At 66.4% G+C, this 23,345-nt stretch carries 18 protein-coding genes; 7 read left to right on the forward strand and 11 right to left on the reverse strand.

The window, feature by feature from the left end; translation table 11 throughout:
- Positions 1 to 368: 368 nt before the first annotated feature.
- On the forward strand, positions 369 to 2,156 hold the full coding sequence (locus VN634_18195) for an HNH endonuclease signature motif containing protein (protein HXC52822.1): 1,788 nt from the start codon (positions 369 to 371) through the stop codon (positions 2,154 to 2,156).
- Between the two features lie 85 nt (positions 2,157 to 2,241).
- Here VN634_18195 and VN634_18200 read toward each other — a convergent pair whose 3' ends face one another.
- Positions 2,242 to 3,123, reverse strand: a complete 882-nt coding sequence (locus tag VN634_18200; protein HXC52823.1) for an alpha/beta hydrolase — start codon at positions 3,121 to 3,123, stop codon at positions 2,242 to 2,244.
- A gap of 47 nt (positions 3,124 to 3,170) precedes the next feature.
- Entirely contained in the window at positions 3,171 to 3,935 is a 765-nt protein-coding gene (locus tag VN634_18205; protein HXC52824.1) for a hypothetical protein, read from the reverse strand.
- A gap of 148 nt (positions 3,936 to 4,083) precedes the next feature.
- Between VN634_18205 and VN634_18210 the strand changes: the two genes are divergently transcribed.
- Entirely contained in the window at positions 4,084 to 4,785 is a 702-nt protein-coding gene (locus VN634_18210; GenBank protein ID HXC52825.1) for a DUF4410 domain-containing protein, read from the forward strand.
- 76 nt (positions 4,786 to 4,861) lie between these two features.
- Here VN634_18210 and VN634_18215 read toward each other — a convergent pair whose 3' ends face one another.
- Together VN634_18215 and VN634_18220 are read right to left on the reverse strand one after the other, a co-directional pair.
- The gene (locus VN634_18215; GenBank protein ID HXC52826.1) at positions 4,862 to 6,106 is read right to left on the reverse strand and encodes an acyl-CoA dehydrogenase family protein; all 1,245 of its coding nucleotides are present in this window, start codon (positions 6,104 to 6,106) and stop codon (positions 4,862 to 4,864) included.
- A gap of 44 nt (positions 6,107 to 6,150) precedes the next feature.
- Complete coding sequence (locus VN634_18220) at positions 6,151 to 7,596, reverse strand: phosphatidylserine/phosphatidylglycerophosphate/cardiolipin synthase family protein (protein HXC52827.1); 1,446 nt, start codon at positions 7,594 to 7,596, stop codon at positions 6,151 to 6,153.
- Between the two features lie 95 nt (positions 7,597 to 7,691).
- On the opposite strand from VN634_18220, the gene VN634_18225 reads away from it, so the two are divergent.
- Complete coding sequence (locus tag VN634_18225) at positions 7,692 to 8,513, forward strand: cyclase family protein (protein ID HXC52828.1); 822 nt, start codon at positions 7,692 to 7,694, stop codon at positions 8,511 to 8,513.
- Between the two features lie 76 nt (positions 8,514 to 8,589).
- On the opposite strand, the gene VN634_18230 is transcribed toward VN634_18225, so the two are convergent.
- Together VN634_18230 and VN634_18235 are read right to left on the reverse strand one after the other, a co-directional pair.
- The gene (locus VN634_18230) at positions 8,590 to 9,483 is read right to left on the reverse strand and encodes a sterol desaturase family protein (GenBank protein ID HXC52829.1); all 894 of its coding nucleotides are present in this window, start codon (positions 9,481 to 9,483) and stop codon (positions 8,590 to 8,592) included.
- A gap of 17 nt (positions 9,484 to 9,500) precedes the next feature.
- A complete protein-coding gene (locus tag VN634_18235) occupies positions 9,501 to 10,193 on the reverse strand; it encodes a TetR/AcrR family transcriptional regulator (protein ID HXC52830.1) in 693 nt (230 codons plus the stop codon).
- Positions 10,194 to 10,420: 227 nt separating this feature from the next.
- On the opposite strand from VN634_18235, the gene VN634_18240 reads away from it, so the two are divergent.
- Positions 10,421 to 12,979 carry a hypothetical protein gene (locus VN634_18240; protein ID HXC52831.1) on the forward strand — a complete coding sequence of 853 codons (2,559 nt, stop codon included), beginning with the start codon at positions 10,421 to 10,423 and terminating at the stop codon, positions 12,977 to 12,979.
- A 100-nt stretch (positions 12,980 to 13,079) separates the two neighbouring features.
- Here VN634_18240 and VN634_18245 read toward each other — a convergent pair whose 3' ends face one another.
- Complete coding sequence (locus tag VN634_18245) at positions 13,080 to 14,024, reverse strand: EamA family transporter (protein ID HXC52832.1); 945 nt, start codon at positions 14,022 to 14,024, stop codon at positions 13,080 to 13,082.
- 212 nt (positions 14,025 to 14,236) lie between these two features.
- Here VN634_18245 and VN634_18250 point away from each other — a divergent pair, with 212 nt between their 5' ends.
- Positions 14,237 to 15,535, forward strand: coding sequence for a DUF1329 domain-containing protein (locus VN634_18250; protein HXC52833.1), 1,299 nt, complete (start codon positions 14,237 to 14,239; stop codon positions 15,533 to 15,535).
- Positions 15,536 to 15,654: 119 nt separating this feature from the next.
- On the opposite strand, the gene VN634_18255 is transcribed toward VN634_18250, so the two are convergent.
- The 3 genes from VN634_18255 to VN634_18265 all read right to left on the reverse strand — a co-directional run bounded on the left by VN634_18255 (position 15,655) and on the right by VN634_18265 (position 20,745).
- A complete protein-coding gene (locus VN634_18255; GenBank protein HXC52834.1) occupies positions 15,655 to 17,616 on the reverse strand; it encodes a DUF3300 domain-containing protein in 1,962 nt (653 codons plus the stop codon).
- A gap of 185 nt (positions 17,617 to 17,801) precedes the next feature.
- Positions 17,802 to 19,442: an SBBP repeat-containing protein gene (locus tag VN634_18260; GenBank protein HXC52835.1), complete on the reverse strand. Its 1,641-nt coding sequence runs from the start codon at positions 19,440 to 19,442 to the stop codon at positions 17,802 to 17,804.
- A gap of 232 nt (positions 19,443 to 19,674) precedes the next feature.
- Positions 19,675 to 20,745 (reverse strand): transporter, encoded by a 1,071-nt coding sequence (locus VN634_18265; GenBank protein ID HXC52836.1) that lies wholly within the window; start codon positions 20,743 to 20,745, stop codon positions 19,675 to 19,677.
- Positions 20,746 to 21,016: 271 nt separating this feature from the next.
- Here VN634_18265 and VN634_18270 point away from each other — a divergent pair, with 271 nt between their 5' ends.
- Entirely contained in the window at positions 21,017 to 22,045 is a 1,029-nt protein-coding gene (locus VN634_18270; GenBank protein HXC52837.1) for a phosphotransferase family protein, read from the forward strand.
- Positions 22,042 to 22,692 (forward strand): hypothetical protein, encoded by a 651-nt coding sequence (locus tag VN634_18275; GenBank protein ID HXC52838.1) that lies wholly within the window; start codon positions 22,042 to 22,044, stop codon positions 22,690 to 22,692. The genes VN634_18270 and VN634_18275 overlap by 4 nt, the downstream gene beginning before the upstream one ends.
- On the opposite strand, the gene VN634_18280 is transcribed toward VN634_18275, so the two are convergent.
- Positions 22,660 to 23,262, reverse strand: coding sequence for a hypothetical protein (locus VN634_18280; GenBank protein ID HXC52839.1), 603 nt, complete (start codon positions 23,260 to 23,262; stop codon positions 22,660 to 22,662). The genes VN634_18275 and VN634_18280 overlap by 33 nt on opposite strands.
- Positions 23,263 to 23,345: the final 83 nt, after the last annotated feature.

The raw sequence follows: 23,345 nt of genomic DNA on the forward strand, positions 1-23,345 counted from the left end.
CTGTCGACGCGTGCCCAGCGCGACGCCGTCGCATCGCTGTCACATCATTACGGGGATCGCATAATCGGGCCGTTTTCACGCGTTTTCTTCTTGTCTTCTCGAGCGCATTTCGCTAAATTTTCGCCGTGCTTCGGGCTGCGAAAAACGCGTATGCTTCGGCATCCCGGGTCGGCTCATTCGGCGCGCGGCCTCCTGGATGCCATCTTCCGGAGCACAGCGCGCGCTCTGCATATCTCTCATCCTATGCCCACAGACACTCCGTCGTCGCGGAGGACGCGGCCCCCTATGCGGCCGACATCGAGAAGCGCGCCAGAGAACTGGATCGCAAGCTTGTCGAGCTCGCACGCGGCGACAGCGTGGCCCGGCGCGTGCTGGGTCTCCTCGTCGATCGCTTCATCGGTCTTCGCGGATACGAACGTCTCGGATTTGCGCGCATCGGCGACTACGGCGCGGAACGGCTCGGATGGTCCGGGCGCCAGCTGCAGGACATTGCGCGCGTCTCACGATTGCTGACGAGCCTGCCGGCAATCGAACGGGCATTTCTTTCCCGCCAGATGGGATGGACGAAGGTGCGCCTGCTGGTATCGCTCGCTTCACCATCCGATGAGGAGAGATGGCTGGCGATCAGCGACACGATGCACGTGCGTCAGCTCGCGGCAGTCACCAGCAGCGCCCGCAGTGCAGCAAGAGAACAACGGCCGATCGACAGCGTTCAAGACGCACCTGGCAGTACGAACGAAGACGATTCATCGAACGAAGACGACGCGGATGTGCTGCTGCGAATCGAATGCACGCGACGCGCGCGCCTCCTGTGGAACGAGACGCGGCGCTGTGCAGCACGGACGGCAGGCCGCGCGCTCGCTCCATGGCAGGTTGCCGAGCTCGTCGCTGCGGAGGCCAGCGCTGCATCCGCACCATTCGCGGAAGTGTGGCGGGAGGAACCGTGGAAAAGCCTCGGAGCGGCTTCATCCGCTGACCACCCGGCATCGACGACGGAGGGGATTTCCACGAGCCATCGGCAACGGAACCGGCAATCCGGCGGCGCCGCGAACGCTCGAAACACAAGCGGTTCGACCAGCCGCGCGCGTTCGACAACCGCTGGCGCGATCCCCGACGAAAGCGTCTTCGAGCGCGAACTCGATGGCCTCGCCGGGATGGATGCGTTCGCGCTCGACGCCGCGATGCGACGCGTCCGCAGCACGATGCAGAAAAGCCACGCAGAGCTTGGCCGCGCGCTCGGTCTGCTCATCGAGCTTCGTCTGTACGTCCCGCTTGGTTACAGCTCAGCCGCCGAATACGAGCGCGAGCGCCTCGGCATCTCCGAACGTACAGCTCGCGAGCTGACCCGCGTGGCAGCGGCTGCGGAAGCGAGGTCGCCAGTGCTTGGCGAAGCGTACGCGCACGGGCAGCTTAGTCGGCTTCAGGTCGCGGTGCTGATCTCCGTCGCACGGCCATGGAACGCGGCCGCGTGGATTGCCCGAGCACAGGAAGTGACCCTTCGCCGCCTCGACGACGAGGTCGCATGGGCGCTGAGACGTGCCGACCTTTCGCCGCAACATTCCGCGATGATGCCTCCTTCCTCAGGTCGGGATCTCGGGCCTGGCGGCGATGACCGGCAAATGTGTGCGCGCGACGGGGAGGCAAAAGGCAATGCGGAGGAGAGGTCGGGCGTCCGAACGGACGATCGCGACCAGCAGTGGGGCATCCTGGGCCGCATTCACGTCACTTTCGCGGCACCGCTGTCGGTCAGCATCATGTTTCGAGAGGTCATGCAGGGCTTCGCCAGTCCCCTCGAGCCCCGTTCGACTGCATTCGAACGCATGCTCGAGCACGTTCTCGAACAGTGGACCAGCCAGCCGCGCCATCGCGACCCGGTCTTCGCGCGAGACGGCTACCGGTGCACGGCGCCGGCATGCAACTCATTCTCGAACCTGCACGACCATCACATCATCCCGCGCTCCGCCGGTGGATCGAATGATCTGTCGAACCGGACGACGCTGTGCGCATGGCATCATCTCCGCGCCATCCACGGAGGCCTGGCGAACGCCAGGGGGGAGGCGCCGGATGCGATCATCTGGGAACTGGGCCTGCGCGAGTCGCAGCCGCCGCTGATGCGGCTTTGCGGAGACCGCTACATGGAGGCTGGAATCGATTGATCTCGATCGCCGCGGCGGGAAACCGCACCCTTACTCCCGGTCCGTACAAACGGAGCGTTTACGCCGCTTCCGCCAAAGCGCGCGTTTACGCCCGCGCCGCCAGCGCACAGATCTCGTCGATGATCCGCGGCCACACCGCGCGCGGAAAGTCGTGGCCCATGCCGTCGATCTCGACGAGCTTCGCACCCGGAATGCTTTCGGCAGTATCGACCCCGCCCTCGAACGGAACCAGCGGATCCTTGTTGCCGTGAATCACGAGCGTCGGCACGCGCACGCTCGCCAGACGTTCCTTGCGATTGCCCGACGCGAGGATCGCAACGAGCTGCCGCGCGACGCCTTCCGGATGAAATCCGCGATCGAACGAGCGGCCGGCAATGTCGCGGACCATCGCCTCGTCGAACGCGAAGCCCGGGCTTCCGATCGTCCGGAAAACCGAGACCGCACGCTCGATGTTCTCTTCGCGGCCCGTCACCGGCGGCGACAACAGGACGGCCATCGCTTCCGGCGTCGCCGGCGGCAGCGCAGGATTGCCGGTCGTCGACATGATCGACGTCAGCGTGCGGACCTTGGCCGGATGCTCGATCGCGAGCGTCTGCGCGATCATGCCTCCCATCGATGCGCCGACGATGTGCGCGCTTCTGATGCCGAGCCCGTCAAGAAGCGCGGCAGTGTCGGCCGCCATGTCGCTGAGCGTGTACGGCGCGTCGGCTTTCTGCCCCGACATCGACGCGATCAGCGCTGCGCCCACGTCGGGCACGCCGCCCTCGGTGATCCACGTCGATTTGCCGATGTCGCGGTTGTCGAAACGCGTCACCGAGAAACCGCGATCGGCGATCGCCGAGCAGAAGTCGTCCTCCCACAGGATCATCTGCGCCGCGAGGCCCATGATCAGCAGCAGCGGCGGATTGCCGCTCGCTCCGAACGTCTCGTACTCGATCTCGATTCCATTGGCAGCGATTCGCGGCATGGCGTTCTCCTTCAGAAGCTCACAAAATCCGGCATAAGCTCACAAAATCAGAAGGTCATCGGGAGCGGAAGATAGTTGCGGTAGACGCGGTCGCGATGCGAGATGAGCTCCGGTGCGATCGCATCGGCGACGACGGGGCCCACGTTGGTATACCAGCCGCGCAGCGCATCGGGCAGCGGACAGAGCTCGCCTTCGAGCGGCAGGATCATCCCCGAGAACGCGGCCCAGTAGAGATCGGCCGCCGACAGCGATGCGCCGAACAGAAACTCATGCCCGGCATCGCGCTGACGCCGGAGTCTTGCTGCAATCATGCCGAGAATCGACGCAACCCTCTGCGGCGCCGCGTCGGCGGCCGCCTTCGACCAGCCGTAACGCCGCGCCAGCACGTCGCCGATCGGATGACTCTTTCCGCTGCCGACGAGCGCGTCGATGAGCATCAGCCGGCGCGACCAGCCGAATCCCTGCTCGCCGCAGATTTCGTGACAGAGGCCGAACATCGCAGCGCGCTCTTCGGCGTCGGCGGGGATCAGGCGCGGCTCAGGCGAAAGACGTTCGGCAAGCAGCAGGATCTCGGCCCATCCCGACCTCGGACTTTCGTTTTCGTAGACGGCCACCGGCGCATTCGCGCAACCGGTCCACTCGACCAGCTCCTGGTTCGGCATGCCGGCAAATTGTGCGACCGGCGCATACGCCAGGCCCTTTACGTGGAGAATGTATTTGGCTGATTCGCCCCACGGCCCCGGCACGCCTGCGGTCAGGACGAGACGCAGGCCGCCGCGGGATCTCGCATCGGCGACGGGCAGATACTCCATACGAAGGCCCGATTATCATCGCGCGCCGCGGGCGCCAATGGACGCCGCCGAACGCTCCCGGCGGCGATCGGTTGCAGATCGTCGTTCGCGCCCACCCTCTGGTGGAAATTTTCGACCCTTCGTATACGAGCCGCGCCGGAGGTCCTGCATGAAAACATTCACTCGTCTTTCACTGGCATCCGTTGTGCTGCTCGCCGGCTGCGCAACGACGAACGTCACGTCGAGTCCGTCCGACATGGGCGGAGCCAGACTGGCCAAGCCCGACCGCATTCTCGTCTACAGTTTCGCCGCATCCGCGAGCGACCTGCCTCCCGAGGAGCGCGCCGAATTCGTCGGCGATCCCATGACTCCTCCTCCTCCCGCTCAGCTCGCGGCCGGTCGCCAGCTCGGAGCCAAGGTTGCCGAACGGCTCGTCGAAGAGATCAACGACATGGGCATGAAGGCCGAGGTCGCCGACCGCTCGACGCCGGTGCATGTCGGAGACATCGTCATCCACGGCCACTTCGAATCGATCGACGAAGGCAGCGCGGCCAAGCGCGTGGTCATCGGGTTCGGTTCCGGCAAGGCCGAGCTGAAGACCGTCGTTACCGGATACGTGGCGACGCACGACGGTCTTCGCCGCGTCGGCGGCGGGACGGTCGACTCCGGCGGCGGCAAAGGTCCGGGGCTTTTCGTTCCGGTGATCGTCACCGCAGCCACGGCCAATCCGATCGGCCTGATCGTCGGTGCTGCGGCGAAGATCGAAGGCCAGGCGAGCGGACGCACGACGATCGACGGCGCAGCCAAGCGCACGGCGGATGCAATCGCCGAACGAATGAAGACCCGCTTCGAACAGGAAGACTGGATCTGATGCCTGCTCGTCGGGAGCGGCAAGGCGATTGCCGCTCCCGACGACGCTCCCTCTACGCGTCGCGCGACAGCGCGCGTCAGCCCTTTCCGCCCATGAAACCGAACAGCGTGCCCGCCACGCGGCGGATCTGGATTTCCTCGGATCCTTCGGTGATGCGGTAGCGGCGGTGATGCCGGTAGATGTGCTCGAACGGTTTGTGCCGCGTGTATCCGATGCCGCCGTGCGTCTGGATGGCCTGGTCGGCCGCCTCGCAGACCAGGCGGTTCGCGCGGTAGTTGGCCATCGAGACCATGTGGCTCACGTCCATGTGATGGCCGCGGTCGAGATGCCACGCGGTCTTGTAGACCAGCCCGCGCACCATCTCGCACTCGGTATGCAGCTCGGCCAGCGGCCACTGGATGGCCTGGTTGACGGCGAGCGGCTTGCCCCACGTCTTGCGCTCGCGCGCATACTTCACGGACTCGTCGATGCAGAACTGCGCCGCGCCGACTCCGGATGCGGCCTGGCGGATGCGGTTCTCGTGCACGAAGTGCTGCGCGAGCTCGAGCCCTTCGCCTTCGGCATGGAGGATCGCCGATGCCGGCACGCGCACATCGCGGAATGACACGTCGGGATGATCCGACGGCATGTTGAACGTCCACCACATGAACTCGACCTTGACGCCCGGAAGATCGGTCGGCACGAGGAAGCACGTGATCCCGCGCGCATCGCCCGGCTTTCCCGACGAGCGTGCAAACACGAGGTCGTGGGTCGCGTGGTGCATGCCGGTGTTGAACCGCTTGGTGCCGCTCAGAATCCAGTCGTCGCCGTCGCGGCGCGCCGTGGTCTCGAGCCACGTCGCATCCGAGCCGTGGTTCGGCTCGGTCAGCCCGAACGCAACGCGCTTCTTTCCGGTGATCATGTCTTCGAGGAACTCGGCTTTCTGCGCGGCGGTGCCGAACGCGTCGATCATGTGCACGACGGGGAAGTTGCCGACGATCGAGCTCTCGTTCTGAAGATCGTTGTGCAGCCCGAGGCCTTTGGCCGCCAGATGCTCGCGAATGACCGCCATTGCGAGATTGCTTCCGCCCTGGCCTCCGAGATGCGCAGGCAGCGCAAAACGAAGGTGTCCGGCAGCGTCGGCGCGGCGCCGCATCTCGCCGAGCAGCGCTTCCCACTCGGCGCGAGGCTGGCCGTCGTTGTCCCAGTCGGTTCGCGCGTGCTCGCGGCGATGGTCGAAGTACTGGATGTTCTCGCGCTCGAGCGGCTTGATCTCGCGTTCGATGAATTCGTCGAGCTCGCCAAGCTTCGCGCGGATGTCCGAAGGAATCTCGAAGTCCATGGAGACTGGTACAATTTCCGCACGCAGGTTGGAAGAGCCGCGAGCTACTCCGCCACCGCCCATCCCCACGGATCGATCGCGAACACCTGCCCCTTCATCGCAACGCCGTCCCGCCGCCGCTCCCGGTTCGCGAGCGCACACTCCCGCATCATCGCGAATGCGCGGCGGTCATCTCCGAGCTCGGGCGGCCTGTATCCTCTGGAGGTCGCGGTCACGCGCTCGTTGCCGCCCGCGTCGAGTAGCCCGAGATGCTCCGCGAAGAGGTCCGCACGCAAGTCCGTTGCCACCGCGCGGTCCCAAACGGTGACGTTCATCTCGGTATCGTCGTAGAACGACCGGAACATCGCGTTGGCCGATCCGATCGTCGCCCACTCGTCGTCGATGACGGCGACCTTCGAGTGCACGTAGACGTCCGCGTGGACCCCGCCAGTGCGGTTCGCCGCGAGCGCAGCCATCAGGAAATTGTCGTAGCGCGCCAGGCCGTCGAGCATTGCAAAGACCGGCGCGACCTTCGGATGCCGCCGCACGCGCGCGATCTCGGGCATCGCCGTGGCCGGAACGACGGCGATGACCTCGACGCCGCGCGCGAGCGCCTGGTCGAGCGCCGAGAAAAGATACGGGCACAGCACGATCTGGTTCTCGATGTAGATCGTGCGCTCGGCGGCATCGATGGCCACGAGGTACTGTTCGGCAATGCTCGATTCGCCGCCGGCAATCGCGAACGCCGATGCGCCGGGCGACGCGGTCTCGCACCGGTACGCACCGGCCCGGATCGTCCGTGCGACCTGCACGGAGCTGCTACCGGCTTGCGGCGAAACCGTCGCGGGAAACGCGAGCGCATCGGCGCGGCTCGCCGACGGAAACGCGCCGAACTCGTCCGCGCGTTCGCTCGCCTCGTTCCAGCGCTGCACGAAGTTGTGATGCACGTCGGTCGCCGACGGGCCTCGCAGCTCGACGTAGACGTCGTGGATCGATCCGGCTCCCTGCTCTTGTCCATCGCGAATCGTCGGTGGATGCCCCGGCGAGACGATCGAGTCGCGATCGAGGTTGATGCCGCCGACGAACGCGACTTCGTGGTCGGTCCCGGCATCGACGAGCCAGCTCTTCTGGTGATGGCAGTAGCCGCGCAGCCTGTCCCAGCGGGCGACGACGTGCGGCGCGAGCCGTTCGAGCAGCTCGAAGCTCGGCCGCCCGGCCGGGAAGTGCGAGCTTCCGGTCAGAAGCTCTTCGATCTCGGGCTCGCTCCAGAACAGCACGCGCACGTCGACGCCGCGTGCCGCCGCGCGCTCGATCACGTCGAAGAACGATCCGTGCGCATCCGGAAACACCAGGTCATGGTCGAGAAACGCAACCGTGATCCAGACGCTGTGACGCGCGGACTCGACGGCCGACAGAATCGTCCGGAAGGCCGGAATGCCGTCGATGAGCGGACGGACGAAGTTTCCGCGCCGCAGCGGGTACGATGAAGAGCTTGCCGGTCGAATGCGCATCGGGCACCGACGCTAGCACGGGAAGTGAAGCCGGAGCATCATTGCCGCGGAAAAAAACTTTCGCCGGCGAAGACTCTGCCGCAAGGAATCGAGACATGAAGAATTCACGCCCACCCCGGTCTTCGTTGACGGCAGTGCTGACACTGACGATCGTCCTGGTCGCCGCTGGCGCGCGAGGCCAGAGTTTCGATCCGTCGCACGCGCGGCTCGTCGACCTGACGCATCCGTTCAACATCAACTCGATCTACTGGCCGACGACTCCGTCCGGATTCGGCTATGCGCCGATTGCCAACGGAAAGACCGAAGGCGGCTGGTACTACGCGGCGGGAGCTTTCCAGGCGCCCGAGCACGGCGGCACGCATATGGACGCGCCGCTCCATTTCAAGGAGAACGGCACGACCGCCGACCAGGTGCCGCTGGAGCGGCTCGTCGCGCCGGTGCTCGTCATCGACTGCACGTCGCAATCGTCGTCGGACGCCGACTACGAGATGTCGATGAGCGACGTCGTTTCGTTCGAGGTTCGCAACGGCCCGATCCCGAAGGGCTCGATCGTGCTAATGCGCACCGGCTGGAGCAGCAAATACGGCGAGAAGCGCGACTACCTCGGCGACGACACGCCCGGCGAAGCCTCCAACCTTCATTTCCCCGGATTCGGAGAAGAGGTCATGCACGTGCTCGCCGAGCAGCGCGGCGTGGCCGCGGTCGGTCTCGACACCGCGTCACTCGATCCCGGCAAATCGACCACGTTCATGGCGCACCGCATCGCCGCCGCCGCCGGCGTCCCCGGCTTCGAGAACCTGACCAACCTCGACAAGCTTCCAGCCAAAGGCGCCTGGCTGCTCGCGCTCCCGATGAAGATCGAAGGCGGAAGCGGCGGCCCCCTCCGCGCCGTCGCCATGATCCCAGAAGGGAAATAAAAAAGGGGACAGGTACATTTAAAATTCGTCAGCAGAATCGCGGCAGGCTGATCGCGAGCGGCGGCCGGCCAATGCGCTACGCCGCGAGCGCATCCATTTCGCCGCCGTCGTCCTCGAGCGCTCTGCGCAGCTGCCGCGACGTCTGCGTCGAGCCGTCCGGGCTCCAGCCCGGAGGCGCGAACATGTAGCCGAGCGCGTCGCGAACGCTCGCCGCACGGCGCACGTCGGCCGCAATCGCCGCGAACTCGTGAAACGCGATGCGCAGCGGACGGAACGTACGGATGTTCTTCGTAAGCCCGTAGACCACCGGCGCACGCTCCGGCTCGAACGTTCCGAACAGCTTGTCCCAGACGATGAACATCCCGCCGTGGTTGCGATCGAGATACTCGACGTTGGTGCCGTGGTGCACGCGGTGATGCGACGCGGTGTTGAAGACCGCCTCGAGCGGACCGATTGTCGAAACGAGCTCGGTGTGGATCCAGTACTGATAGAGCGTGTTGATGGCTTCGAGCGCCAGAATCATCATCGGGTCGAGTCCCGCCAGCGCGAGCGGCCAGTAGAACGGCAGCCCGGTAAACGGCGTTGTCCACGACTGCCGCAGCGCGGTCGAAAGATTGTAGTGCTCGCTCGAATGATGATTGACGTGCGCCGCCCACAGCAGGCGCACGTCATGCGACATGCGGTGGAACCAGTAGTACGCAAAATCGACCGCAACCAGCCCGATCGCCCAGCTCTGCCACGCATGCGGATCGAGGTGCCAGCGCGCGAACCCGGCAAACCACGTCAATATCGCGAGCTGGACGCCCTTCATGACGAGGTTGATCAGCACGTTGGTGATTCCCATCGTCAGGCTCGCACGCGTATCGCGCGCTTCGTAGCCCTTGAGCTCGGGATGATGCCGCAGGCGCGCGGCTTCGCCGATCATCGTCGCGATGAAGATGGGCACGGCAAAGACGGTAAGATCGACCACGTTCTACCCTCCTCCGGTCAATCGCCGGCGCGGCCGCGCTTGCGACGCGCCCTCGGGGCCGCATTCGCGACGGCACGCACGCGCGGCGGCGGCGTGCTCGCCACGCCGGCGGCATCCGTCGCGAGCGTTTCGATGAGCTTTGCGAGCGCCGGCTCGCCCGGATCCTCTCCGTAGAACCCGCGCGACAGCGCCATGCCGACCATCGCATGCAGCAGCAGGTCGAGCGTGAGACGGAACCGCTCGTCGCCGGCTGCCTCCGGAAAGTACCGGCCGGCAAGCGCGATCACGTTCTCGCGGTGGCGCGCGGCAACCGGAACGATGCTCGCGCGCAGCTCGGCATCGGTGCGCGCAGCGGCATAAAGATCGAGTACCGCAAAATGGCGCGGGTCGAGGCAGATGGCCTGCAGCAGCCGGACGGCCTTCGCGGCGCTGCGGTCCTTCTCGGCGAGCGCCGCGAACCCGCGCTGGTACTCTTCGGTAAGAAGCCCGAACACGTGCTCGATGGTCGCCGCCATGAGCGACGCCCGCGTCGGATAGTGATGAAGCTGCGCGCCGCGCGAGACGCCGGCGCGGTCGGCGACGATCGTGGTGCTGAACCCCTGATAGCCGTTTTCGATCAGGCACTCGACGGCCGCGTCGAGCAGCGCCCGCTGCGTCGCATGGCTGCGTTCTTCCTGGGTCCGGCGAGCCGGAGCGGCGGCAGTGGCCATGGGTCCGCACCCTAGCGGGTCAGAAACAAACAGTCAAGCCTGCTTGTTTCTGCGGCTCGCGGCGGCTTCGCGGCTGCCTCCAGCGCCCGGTTGAAGTCCAGCACCCCAGCCCATGACATCTCCGTAATGGACCGCTCGCCGCGAGCCGATGATGCGCTCCCCATGACACCGATGGCATGGACACGCCGCTGCGTTGCCTCGTACGAACGCATCGGAGGTTCCTACCGATGCATCGAACAATCTGCCCATTCGTTTCTTCGTGTGCCGTGCTCGCCGCATTCGCGGTGCTCGCCGCGCCCGTCTCCGGCGCACGCGCCGAAGAAGCGCCGCCCGTGCTCGTACACGACGTCGGCGCGTATGCACTGTTCGGCCGCAGCGCGGTCGTTCTGAACGGCGCCGCATCGATGCCGGTCCACACGAGCATCGGCTCGGAAACATCGGTCGAGCTTTCGCTGCAGACGATTGCAACGGGCGAGAACAGTTATGTCGCCGCGCCGCTGGTCATCGGGCGCGATGCCTCCGAGGTCCATGCGGTCTTTACCGACCTGCTCGACACGTCGCCGGGCGTCGTCGTCTTTCATGCATCCGTGCCGCTCGGTGGCCGGATCGTCGACGAGTCGAACTGGCCGCACGCCCCCGAGATCACCTGCGGCGGCGCCAGCATCGTCGTCGACTCGTCGACGTCGCCGCTCACGCTTGCGCCCGGGCGCTACGACACGATCACCGTGCAGCAGGACCAGACGCTCACGCTCGTCGCCGGCGGCCGCTACGAGCTGTGCAGCATGAAGCTGCGGAGCGGCGCAACCGTCGAGGCGCATGCCGGCACGTTCGTGCTGCTGCGCGATTACCTGACCGCCGACGGCCGCACGCGCATCACTGGCGACGGCGCGTGCGGCGCCAGGTGGATCGCGGCGGCAAAGAAGCTGTCGCCCGCGCCGGGCGGATCCGGGTTCGAGTTCATTCACCGCAGCGGTGCGGCGAACCGCTCGCTCATCGAGGGACAGTTCTTCACGAACGGCCGCATCTGGCTCGGGCAGAACGTGGATTACGTCGGCCGGCTGTGGGGCGAGCGCATCGACGGGTTCGGATCGAACGAGCTTCCGCGCACCGTTGCGGACTGCCGCTCTGCGCAGTGCGGCGACGGCAACCTCGACGCCGGCGAATCGTGCGACGACGGAAACAATCTCGACGGCGACTGCTGCTCGGCGTTCTGCGAAGTTCTTCCGCCCGGCGCCGCGTGCGACGACGGACTTTTCTGCACGACCGGCGACGTGTGCAGCGCGGACGCCCGCTGCATCGGCAGCGGCAGCCCCTGCGACGCGCCCGACGGCGATGCGAACTGCTCGGAGCAATGCAACGAAGATACCGACCGCTGCGACGCGCCCGACCCGGACGGATCGCCGTGCGACGACGGCGTCTATTGCAACGGTGCCGACCTTTGCGCGAGTGGCGGCTGCATCTCGCACTCCGGCAGTCCGTGCGCAGGACTCGACGGCGATACCAACTGCCGCGAAGGCTGCGTGGAGTCCACGCACCGCTGCGACGGATACGATCCGCCCGGCGCACCGTGCAGCGACGGGCGCTTCTGCACCGTCGGCGAGTCGTGCGACGGCCTCGGGACATGCACCGGCGGGACTTCACCGTGTCCGGAAGCCGACGGCGACGCGGACTGCGCCGAATCGTGCGACGAGCTCGCCGATGCGTGCGATGCCAGCGATGCCGAGGCTTCGCCGTGCAACGACGGCCTGTTCTGCACCGCGACCGACCAGTGCGACGGCCGCGGACATTGCCAGAGCTGGGGCGACCCGTGCGCGAACGCTGCCGGCGACGGCGACTCCGACTGCTCCGAAGCGTGCGACGAGGGCACGGATGCGTGCTCGGCGCCCGATCGCGACGGCGCGCCGTGCAGCGACGGCCTCGCCTGTACCGTCGGCGAGCGCTGCCTGTCGGGAGTGTGCGCGCCAGGCGGCCTGACCAGCTGCGACGATTCCAATCCGTGTACCGACGAATTCTGCGCTCCGGACGGCAGCTGTCTTCGCGACTACAACGCGATCGCGTGCGACGACGGCAATGCGTGCACCACCGGCGACCGCTGCCAGAGCGGAAGCTGCACCGGCACCGCATTCGTCGACTGCCGCGACGACGACCTGTGCTCGACGGACGTCTGCGATCCGGCCGACGGCATCTGCCATCATTCATACGCGCCGTCGGATGCGTGCCACGTCTCCGGAAAAAGCCGCACCAGCATCGAGCTCGGCTACCTCGGCACGGGCGGTGAGGTTGCCGGGCGGCTCACGACGTCGTGGCGCGGAAATCCAGGCGAAGACTCCACCGCTCGTGAAGAGCTCGGCGACCCGAGTCTCGGCGATTCGTTCGCGGTCTGTTTTTACGACGAGACGAGCGGCGTCGCGGAGCTCGCCTATCGTCTCGATTTCAACGACGACGCGATCGAAGGCGGATCATGGCGCCGCAAAGGCGGCTTCTTCGATCTTCTCTATCGGCTCAAGGCGGCCGACGGCACGTCGCAGGGCGTCTCCGCGCTGCGGCTCGGCGTCGACCGCGACGGCGTGCCGAAGATGAAGCTCGTGGCCGGAGCCAACGCCGGCTGCTCGGACGACTGCCGCGCCAAGTTCGCGCCTCCGCCGAGACGTCCCGACGGACGGCTGTTCGCAATGGAGCCGGGTATGACCGTGCAGTGGACGGCATCGACCGGCGCGTGCTGGAGCTCGCGCTACGAGAGCGCCGCCGTCAACACGCCCGATGCGTTCCAGGCGCGTGCGAGGTGATCCGTGCGGCGTTGACGGCATGCGGCAGTCAGCGAGTCCGCGCAGCGGCGACGGATGTGCGTACCGGGACGGGCGTGTGGCCAGGTGACGCGAACTCAGCTTACGCGCGCGACCGCGACGTCAGCGTCACCGCCGCCAGCGCCACTACGCTGACGACGATGCCCACGCCGGCCAGCGGCGTCACGGTCTCGCCACCGAACGCCACGCCGACCACGACGGCGACGACCGGATTGACGTACACGAAGCTGGTCGCGAGCGCCGGACGCACGTTGCGGATCAGGAACGTGAACGCGGAAAAACCGACCAGCGATCCGGCGACGACCAGATACAGCCACGCGAGCATCGCGTCGCGTGTGAGCAATGAAGCGATGATGCGCTCACCGCCGAGCAGACCGCCGATGGTCATCACGAGACCGCCCGACAGCAGCTCCATACCGACCACGATCGAACCCTGCGGCAGCACCAGCCGGCGCGTGAGCACCGCGCCGACCGCCCAGGACATCGTCGCGACGAACAGCGCAAACGCACCCGCGGGGCTCGCGCGAAGCTGACCGTCGAGGTTGAGAAGGACGACGCCGGCGACTCCGAGCGCGATGGCGGCGGCTTCGGCCCGCGTCGGCCGCTCGCCGAGAAACGCGAGCATCAGCACGAGCCAGATCGATCCGCTCGCAGCAATCGACGCGGCAAGCCCGGACGACACCCACTGCTCCGCGTACGTGACGAGGCCGTTGGCGCCCGCGACCATCAGCACGCCGAGGCCGGCCGCGTTGCGCAGCGCCTCGCCCGACACGCTGCTGTGCCCGCGAAGGCGGCCCCACACCAGCAGGAGCGTCCCGGCAACGATGCCGCGAAGCCCCGCAAGCAGAAACGGAGGAAGCCCGGTAAGCGCAATGCGGATCGCGAGGTAGGTCGAGCCCCACGCCAGATATACGGACGAGAGCGCGGTGATGAGCACGGCCGGCGAGTACGACGGCAGCGCGGGCGGACCACCCGCACTGTCGCGGGCGCGACCGCGGTGAACTGCTGTCCTCGCGCGGGACGTCATTCGCCGGCCCGGTCCGATGCATCGGCCGATCCTGCGCGATCTCCATCTGCGAAGCTGGAGCGGACTCCATCGCTGGAGCCATCGATGCGAATTCTCACGCGTGACTTGCCGAAATCTTTCATGCAGACTGACGGAACTTTCGCACGTCGCCGCCTTCCTATTCGATCGGGTTCGATAGTGGGCGGCCCGCCTCCACGGGAGACCACCGCGTGATGCATCGGAAATCGCTGATCCTGACGGCCACAGTTGCCGCCTCGTCGTTCCTCACCCTTTCGGCGGCGCTCTCGCTCGCCGAAGAGCCAAAGCCGGGCGAGGTCATCGGCAAGAGCAACGTCCACAAGTACGTCGACGTCATGTCGCCGGGCGTAAAGGCCGCGGTCGAGAACGGCAGCGAGCTCAACATCGTACCGTACCAGAAGATCCCGATTCCGAAGGCTTACATCGACGCGACCGAAAAGTACTCCGGTCAGGCCACGCTCGACGAGAAGAACGATCTCAAGAACTGGGTGGCCGGCCGGCCGTTTCCCAAAGTCGATCCGAACGATCCGAAAGCGGCCGTCAAGATCATGTGGAACTTCAGCCGCACGTCGTATTTCAACGACGATCTCGGCGTGCATCTGCCGGACGCCGACACCGGGGGATTCTTCAAGAATGCCGAGGGCAAGCAGGTCTATCAGGTCGAGCGCCACTTCATCGTCGACTGGAGCAGGAACCTTCGCTACTTCGGCCGCCTCCACAACGACCCGCGGCCGACGATTCCCGACAACCCCGACCAGGTCTTCAACAAGCAGGGCTTCTTCCCGCTGATCGAGCCGTTCGACCTGAAGGGCGTAGGCTCGGTGAGCTTCCGCTACATCGACCCGACGCGCCAGGACGACACGTGGCTCTACACGCCGACGATTCGCCGCGTGCGCCGGCTTTCGAGCGCGCAGCGCTCCGACGCGCTTTTCGGTCAGGACATCGACCTCGACAGCTTCGGCGGCTACGCCGGCCAGATTCCGTGGTTCGACTGGAAGCTCATCGGCCAGAAGCCGATGCTCGCATCGCTGCACGGCAAGAACCTTCCGCCCAAGATCTGCCCCGGCGACGGCGGCGTCACGTACTGCGAAGACTGGGAGATGCGCCCCAAGATGTGGATCGTCGAAGGACGCGCGCGTCTTCACGGCTACGCGTACTCCAAGCGCATGATCTACGTCGACGACGAAGCGTCGATGATTCCGTACTCGGACTTGTACGACAACAACGACGAGCTCTGGAAGGTCGTCATCATCAACATCCGCAGCTCGACGCAGCCGAACCCGAAGGTCGACTTCAAGTACGCCGAGGAACACATGTTCGTGTACGGCTTTACGGTGCTCGACCTTCAGCTCGGACACGGCACGCGCGCGGCGATCCCGGGCATGGCGTTCCCCGAAGAACCGGGCTGGTACATCGACCGCGGCCTGCAGGCGCCCGAAGCGGCGTCGATCGACTGGTACAGCATTCCGTCGCTGATCGCCGCGGGACGCTGATCGCCCGCGTTCGCGTTCTCGTCCGCAGCCAACCCGCGAGCTGAGTTGTCTCAACTCGGTCGCGGGCCGGCGTTCTCACCTCGACGTTCGCGCGACTGCCGATCGTGGAAGCGGAGCCTCTAGCGCCCGCGTCCGCCGCCGCCGCCGCCGCCGCGCGAATTACCGTTGCCGCGGGATCCGCCGCCGTCGCGAGATCCGCCACCACCGCCGTCGCGCGATCCACCACCACCACCGCCGCCGCGCGAGCCGCCGCCGGAATTCTGATTGCCGCCGCGTCCCGACGCGCTTCCCGAGCGGCCCGCGTCGCCTCTGGATCCCCCGTAACTCTGCGACGAGTTGCCTGCACGTGCGCCCGAGCCCGATCCATTGCCGTAACCACCGATCCCCTTGCTGTTACCGCCGCCGCTTCCCGCACGATCACCGCCGCCGGCCCGGATGCTGCCTGAGCCTCCGACGTTCTGGCGATTGCCGCCGCCGCCCGCGCCGCTTCCGCCATGGTGTCCCGCACCGCTGCCGACGTTGCCCGCGCGATTGCCCGTACTGCCGCCGACACTACCCGCACGATTGCCAGCGGCGCCGCCGGCGCTGCCCGCGCGATTGCCTGCATTGCCGCCGCTGTTCCCCGCACGATTGACTGCGCCGCCGGACATCCTGTTGCCGCCGGCGGGTTCCGTCTTTTCGCGACTGCCCGCAGCGCCGCCACCAGCACCCGCGCGATTGCCCGCGCGGCCACCGCCGTCCTTGCTCGCCGGCCCGGTGTTCCCTGCACGATCGATCGAACCCGCACTCGCGCGATCATTGCGATTGCCGGATTTTCCCGCATCGCCGCGAGCGCGATCACCGGTTCTGGTTGCGTCGCCGCCGACACGATCACCCGTTCTCCCTGCATCGCCGCCGACACGATCACCTGTTCTTCCCGCATCGCCGCCGGTGCGATCACCGGTTCTGCCCGCGTCACGTGTTCTTCCCGCGTCGCGACCAGTGCGATCACCGTTTCTGCCGCCGTCCCTGCCGGCGCGATCGCCGGTGCTTCCCATGTCTCTGCTCGCGGTTCCCGAACGGTCGGCGCCGGTTCCGGTGCGATCACCGCTTCTGTAATCCGCCGTGCGAGCCTGCTCGCGCGTGACGCGCGTCTGTCCGGAAGTCGCACCGTAGCGCTGCGCGGTCTGCGCATTCTTGTAGCTGACGCCGCGACGGTGCTGGGCGTTGTGATTCCAGTTGTTGCCCTCCCCGTTCCATCCTCCGCCGCTGACGTTCGTCCGACTGCTGAAGTTGTTGTAGTTGTTGACGTTGACGTTGATGTTGTTGCCGCCGCCGTGGTAGTCGCCGCCGCCATGATAACCGCCGTAGTGGCCGCCGCCGTAGTAACCGTGACCCCAGTTGCAGTCGCCCCAGATTGCCGCGCCGACCACGAGCCCCGTGCCGAACGCGAGCAATCCGTAGGCGGGAGGCGCATACATCGCAGGGTAATACGGAGTCGGAACAGCCCACGTCGCGCCGTACACGACGGCCGGTGAGTACGTCGGCACGTAGATGACCTCCGGGCTCGCCTGCTGCACGACGATCACCTGGCTGCCCTGCCTTTCCTCGACCACGACTCTCTGCTGTTCGCTCGTCTTCAGGTTGCCGGCTTCATAAGCCCTCGCGCGCATCACCTGCACGGTGTCGAGGACGTCGCCCTGCTGCGCAAGGAATGCGTCGCCGAGATCCTGGGTCCATTCGAGATTGTCGTTCATCCTGTGCACGACGTCGGGCACCGCGCACAGACCCTTGACGCTCGGATCCCAGTCCTGTTCCCGCAGAGCGTCGTCGAGCGCATCGCCCTGGAGCCCGGGATTGCGCTTCAGCCATCGGCTGGCCTCCACGATCTCCAGTGGATACGTGGATGCCATCAGCACCTGCGCCATGAGTGCATCCGGATAGAGTGCGATCGGCGCAACGAGCTGCTCGAGCTGCTCCGTGCTGAGCACAACGGCGACGGGCTCGGCGGCGGGCAGTGCGTCCTGCGGTTGCGCGACGGCGCATGCTTCGAGAGCGAGGGTTGCGACGAGCGCAAGCGCGAGCGTGTTTGGTATTCTCATGAGGTCCCCCATCACCGGTTTTTGTGCACTCTGTGCCGCCGATCCATGCCGCCGATCCAGCCGACCTATGCCGCGACATGGCCGCAATACGGCGGCGATATGACGACGAGATGGCCGCGATCCGGCGGCGGTATGACCTAAAGCTACGAACAGGCAGGAAACGCGAGCGGCTACGGGCGCGGGCTTCACGCGGCCGGACAGTGCGGGGCGCCCTGGCCGCCGACCGCTGCCCGAAGCGTGGACAGCGCGTCGGCCGCAGTCAGCTTGCCGTCGCCGGTGTAATCGCAGACCGAAAGCCCGCAGGTTCCGAGACCAACGGCGACGCGCAGCGTGCCGAGCGCATCGCTCGCGGTCAGCCTGCCGTCGCCGTTGAAATCCCCGCAGACTGCAGCTGCCGCCGCTGCGGCAACACCGGAGAGTTTCGCGGCAACCGGACCGCCGAAGCTCGCGAACACGCCGGTCGTCTGGAAAGCACCGGACGTGGTCGGAAACGTTGCGCCGCTCGTACCTGCCATGTAGGCCCCACCCTTCGTATCGAGCGCGATGGCATACGCGATGCTGAGCTGACCGCCACTGGTCGGATGAATCAGCGTCGAGTAGCCGAGCGATTTACCGTTGGCGGCAACCTTCGCGACGTAAGCGGACCCCAGAGCCGGTTCGATCGTCTCCTGGAACGCACCGGCGGTCGTCGGGAAGTTCGTCGAAAAGGTCGAGCCCGCAACGATCGCCGCGCCGCTGCCGTCGATCGCGATGCCCGTCGGCGACTCGCCGGCAGCGCCGCCGAGATACGTGGAAAACACGAGGCCGCTCCCGCCCGGATTCACCCTGGTCACAAAGGCGTCGTCGTCCGGAGTGGGAGTCGACTGCAACGTCGTCTGAAATGCACCGGCAGATGTCGGGAAGTTGGCCGACGACGTCGTGCCGGTCACGTATGCGTTTCCCGCACCATCGACTGCGATTGCGGTGCCGCCTTCGTTGGCGTCTCCGCCGAGATACGTCGAGTAGAGAAGCTCTGCGCCGTCGCTGCGGACTTTGCTGACGAACGCATCGAACGAGCCCTTGCCGGTGGTCTGGTACGCGCCTTCGGTCACCGGATAGCTCGTGCCGCCGTGCGGCGAGTCGCAGCTTCCGGTCACGAACGCATTGCCCGATTGGTCGAGCGCCACGGCGCGGGCCTTGCCGGTATTGGTGCCGAGCGTCGTCGAGAACACGAGCGCCCCGCCGTCGTCGTCGATCTTCGCAAGAAATGCCGAACCGAACTGCGAGTCGGTATGGAAGGCGCCCGGAGTCGTCGGAAAGCCGCCGTTGGTCTCGCCGCAGACGTACGCGTGCCCGTCGCCGTCCACGGCAACGCCCCAGCCGTAGTCGATCCCGTCGCCGCCGACGAGCGTCGAGTAGAGGAGCGTCGATCCATCCGCCGAAAGCTTGCTCACGAACGCATCGGTCGTTCCGTGAAGCGACGTCTGGTACGCGCCCGCCGTCGTCGGGAAGTCGGCCGAGCTCGTCGATCCCGCGACATAAACGTTACCATCGGCGTCGACCGCAATGCCGAGGCTCTGGCCGTTTTCGACCTCCGTGCCGCTACCGCCGAGATACGTGGCCCAGACCAGGGCCGATCCCGCCGGATTGATCTTGGCGACGAAGATATCGCGGCCCCCTGGCCGTGTGGTCCGGTAGGCGCCGGCCGTAACCGGAAAGCTCGACGACTCGACGATCCCCGCCACATACGCATTGCCGTCCGCATCCGCCGCGATCGCCAGGCCGTGATTCTGGAAGCCGTCGCCGGCGCCGAATGCGAGAGGTCGCAGGTATGTGGCGTAGTCCACAGACGGAGCGACGGTCGCCGTCGCCGCGACAGCGCGGCCCTGCGGCAACGAGGTGCACGCGACGAGGCCAGCGACGAGACAGGAACCGAAGACAGATCGAGAACGATGACGCGCCATGAGCGACCCCCTGCGAAGCTTCGCGTGCTGTTAAGCATTGCCGCGGTCTTCACGGAAATCGCGGGTGCTGCGAAACACGGGTTTTCGCACCGGTCGCGCACGGGTCGCGCGATCGTCAGGACCCGGTCAGCTTTTTCGCGATGCTCAGGCCGATCACGTGACCCTGAAAACGATCGTCGGCGGTGAACTCGTAGTCGTAATGGAAGTTGAGCGCCGCTCCCCACGGCACGTCGGCCAGACCGACCTGAAAGCCGGCGGCATGGACGTTGTCTTCGGCGTCGCCTCGCACGTCCGAGCCGCTGTCCTCGCTGACCTGGAACTGGTCGTAGCCGCCGACTCCAACCTCGACCAGCAGCGTGTTGTCCTTCTTCAAGGGAAGATACTGGCTGACTCCCCAGTTGATCGTCATCACATCACCGGCAGTAAGGTCGAAGTCCTGCTTGTTTTCATTGATCTCGTACGTGCCCGCGAGATTGAGCGACATGCGCTTGTCGGCCCACGGATACCACGCACCGGCGACCTGGAACTGATGCGTCCAGTATCCGTAACCGATGTTGTCCGGAGACTCGACGCGAACCGTGCTGCCGTCCGGACGATCGACCGGCCGGGTATTGTACTGGCCGGTCGGCGCGTAGAAGCCGTATCCGAGCGATGCGCCGATGTGCGGCACGTCCCAGCCGAGCCATAGCGGCTGGATCATCATGTCGGCAACTCCGAAACTGGAGTTGCTCGCGCTTCGGCCGAGCACGCTTTCATTGCCGAGCTGGGCATTGAGTCCGACGTTGGCGAACGAAGGAGCAACGAACGCGCCGAATCGCGCGCCGAGCAACTTCCAGTCGGACACCCACATCATGACCGGCATCAGCGCATACATGTCGATGTCCACATCGACGGCAACGTCGAGGCCGGGGCCGTGGCCGGAGCCGACGTTCACCGAGCGGATCCTGTCTCCGTCGCGGTCGTTCACGCGATCGGCCTTGTAGACGTAGTTGTACAGCGCGCCGTACGTTCCCGGGTCGGCCGGCATGACCAGGTCGCGGATGCTCAGCACGCCCGGATTGTAATGGGCGATCTCTGCATTCGCCGCGCTTGCCGCCAGTCCCGTTGCCAGCCCCGACACAAAAATCGACGCTGCCATGAGCCGCATCGCGCCGCCGGCTTCGCCGTTCTTCCCGGATCGTTTCATGCTCGTCCCCCTTTTCGGCGAGTATATGCGGACCGGCGTCAACCTTCGCAGCGGACGCGACGGGCAGCCGTGCGATGCGCACGTCCGTCGCGCCTTTCGGCTCGTGAACCAGCGATGGTGCGTTCGCCATCATCACGATTCCTTCAACTGGCAACGTGAATCCGCTCCGGTTAGGGTCCGCGCCTCGCCGGGCCACGGCGCGCGATCCGACCGGGCAATAAACCCGCGCCGGAGCGACGAACCCGGTCAGGCCGCAAGAGGATCCACGATCGTGAAAGGCATCGACGAACCGAAGGTGACCGACTGGCTGCTCGCGCACTGCGAAGGACTCGCAGCGCCGCTCGAGTTCGAGCCGATCACCGGCGGCCATTCGAACCTCACGTACAAGGTAGCCGACGCAACCGGCCGCAAGCTGGTGCTTCGCCGTCCTCCGCTCGGCGCGGTGCTCGCAACCGCACACGACATGGGCCGCGAGCATCGCATCATTCGCGCGGTCGCGGCGACCAGCGTTCCGGTCCCTCCGGCCCTCGGGCTGTGCACCGACGAGAGCGTCAACGGCGCGCCGTTCTACGTGATGGGCTTCGTCGAAGGCGCGGTGCTCGACACGCCGGCAATGGTGCGACAGACGGTCGTCGATATGCCAGCGCGGCAGCGCCTCAGCCAGTCGGTTCTCGACGCGCTGGTTGCGCTGCACACGACTTCGCCCGAATCGATCGGACTCGGCGACCTCGGCCGCAAGGAAGCCTATCTCGACCGCCAGCTGACGCGCTGGCGGACGCAGTGGGAGAAATCGAAGACGCGCGAGCTCGCGTCGATGGAAGAAACCTACCAGCTGCTGCTCGCGGCCAAGCCCGAGCAGAAATACACCGGCATCGTTCACGGCGACTACCGCCTGGGCAACATGCTCGCGACTTCTGATGGCCGCGTGGCGGCGGTGCTCGACTGGGAGCTGTGCACGCTCGGTGACACGATGGCCGACCTCGGCTACCTCATGAACAACTGGGCCGATGCGGGCGAAGAAGGTCCGAGCCAGGCGGTCGCGATGCCGACGTCGACCGGCGGATTCCTGAGCCGCGCGCAGTTCCTGGCGGCGTATACGGAAAAGAGCGGACGCAGCACCGACGGCGTCGAGTACTACCGCGCGTTCCAGTGGTGGCGTCTGGCGGCCATCGTCGAAGGAGTGCTCGCGCGCTACATGAAAGGCGTCATGGGCGAGTCGGCGGTCGGGGTCGATGTCTTTCGCGCGCAGGTCGAACAGATGGCCGAAGCTGCGCTCACGATGATTCGGGGAATTGCATGAACACGCACGTTCGTTTTCTCACGCCAACTCAACTGCCGAACGCCCGCCTCGCGGCGCGCTTCTTCAACGCTGGCCTCGCGGCGCGCTTCTTCGACGCCGGCGTCGCGGCGCGCTTCCTCAACGCCGGCCTCGCGGCCGGTTTGCTGGCGACCGTGATCGCATCGGGCTGCAGCACGATGGGAACAGGCGGACGGCCGGCCGCGCCGCTGACGATCAAGCACGATGAACCGACGATCATCGAGTGCATGTCCGAGCGCACCGACAGCGGCGGCCTTCGCCTGATCGGCAAGCTCGACCCGGGCATCTATCCGATCACACGGGCGACGCTCGAATACCGCACCGCCGGTCCGTCGGATGCGCCGCCGACCGTGCCGGCACCGTCCGGCGGCCTTGCACTGGCGAGTCCGCGTTCGGAAAAAGTCGCGTATCGCAAAGGCGCCGACGAGATCGTCTTCAACGTCGAGGGCGATGCGGCAAGAAGTCTGCGCGGCAAAGTGTTGTGGTATCGCTGGATCCTCGAATACGGCAGCTCGAGCAACGCAACCGACGTGTATCGTACGAGCCTCGAGGAAGCCGGCGTCCCGCGCTCCGCAACGACACCGGGACCGGACAGCTCAGTCGCCCTTCCTTCCGGCCGCCGGCGCTGAGTATCTCTGACGCCACAGCGACGCATCGACGGCCGACGCCATCGCAGGCCGGTCGAGGCCGCCGCCGAGAAAATCGTCGAGAACGGATGCGGCGCGCACAGGATCGCCGAGCACGTCGGCGTGCGTGATCCTGAGCAGGCGTACATCGGTCCGCTCGCGCATGCGCCCCAGCACCGAGTCGACGTGGCGCCGGAACATCTCCGCCATCTGGTCGTCCGGAACGCGGTCGGTCGGCTCCCCGCGTCGCTCGAGCATGCGGCGCTGCGATGCCAGCACCTCGCGGATCTCACGATCGAGAAACACGATGCGGTACTCGTATCCGGCCGGCAGTTTCCCGAGCAGGGCCGAGATGACTTTGACCGCACGGCCGCCGGCACGATGCAGCCAGTCGCCGCCGTCGGGCAGCAGCTTGACGCTCTCCAGCTCGTAGTACCCGAGCGGATTGTCTTCGTCGGCTCCGCGCTCGCGGTCGGTGAGCGCAGGCACTCCGCCGGCCTCGAGCATGCGCATCAGCATCGACGTCCCCGAGCGAGGAAGTCCGGAGACGATCGTGATGAAATCCCGATGCACGGCTCCTGCTAGCGCGCGTCGCCGCGAGATCCAAGCGCAATGCTGCGCTGCGCCTCGCGGTATCCCGCCCGCGCAATTTCCGA

This window comes from Candidatus Limnocylindrales bacterium (assembly GCA_035571835.1).
GTDB lineage: Bacteria > Desulfobacterota > Binatia > UBA1149 > CAITLU01 > DATNBU01.

Coding starts and splice junctions, on each gene's coding strand:
- VN634_18245 (HXC52832.1), bottom strand. CDS start 14,024: ATGACGTCCCGCGCGAGGACAGCAGTTCACCGCGGTCGCGCCCGCGAC.
- VN634_18275 (HXC52838.1), top strand. CDS start 22,042: ATGAACACGCACGTTCGTTTTCTCACGCCAACTCAACTGCCGAACGCC.
- VN634_18210 (HXC52825.1), top strand. CDS start 4,084: ATGAAAACATTCACTCGTCTTTCACTGGCATCCGTTGTGCTGCTCGCC.
- VN634_18205 (HXC52824.1), bottom strand. CDS start 3,935: ATGGAGTATCTGCCCGTCGCCGATGCGAGATCCCGCGGCGGCCTGCGT.
- VN634_18255 (HXC52834.1), bottom strand. CDS start 17,616: ATGAGAATACCAAACACGCTCGCGCTTGCGCTCGTCGCAACCCTCGCT.
- VN634_18265 (HXC52836.1), bottom strand. CDS start 20,745: ATGAAACGATCCGGGAAGAACGGCGAAGCCGGCGGCGCGATGCGGCTC.
- VN634_18220 (HXC52827.1), bottom strand. CDS start 7,596: ATGCGCATTCGACCGGCAAGCTCTTCATCGTACCCGCTGCGGCGCGGA.
- VN634_18215 (HXC52826.1), bottom strand. CDS start 6,106: ATGGACTTCGAGATTCCTTCGGACATCCGCGCGAAGCTTGGCGAGCTC.
- VN634_18225 (HXC52828.1), top strand. CDS start 7,692: ATGAAGAATTCACGCCCACCCCGGTCTTCGTTGACGGCAGTGCTGACA.
- VN634_18200 (HXC52823.1), bottom strand. CDS start 3,123: ATGCCGCGAATCGCTGCCAATGGAATCGAGATCGAGTACGAGACGTTC.
- VN634_18250 (HXC52833.1), top strand. CDS start 14,237: ATGCATCGGAAATCGCTGATCCTGACGGCCACAGTTGCCGCCTCGTCG.
- VN634_18235 (HXC52830.1), bottom strand. CDS start 10,193: ATGGCCACTGCCGCCGCTCCGGCTCGCCGGACCCAGGAAGAACGCAGC.
- VN634_18240 (HXC52831.1), top strand. CDS start 10,421: ATGCATCGAACAATCTGCCCATTCGTTTCTTCGTGTGCCGTGCTCGCC.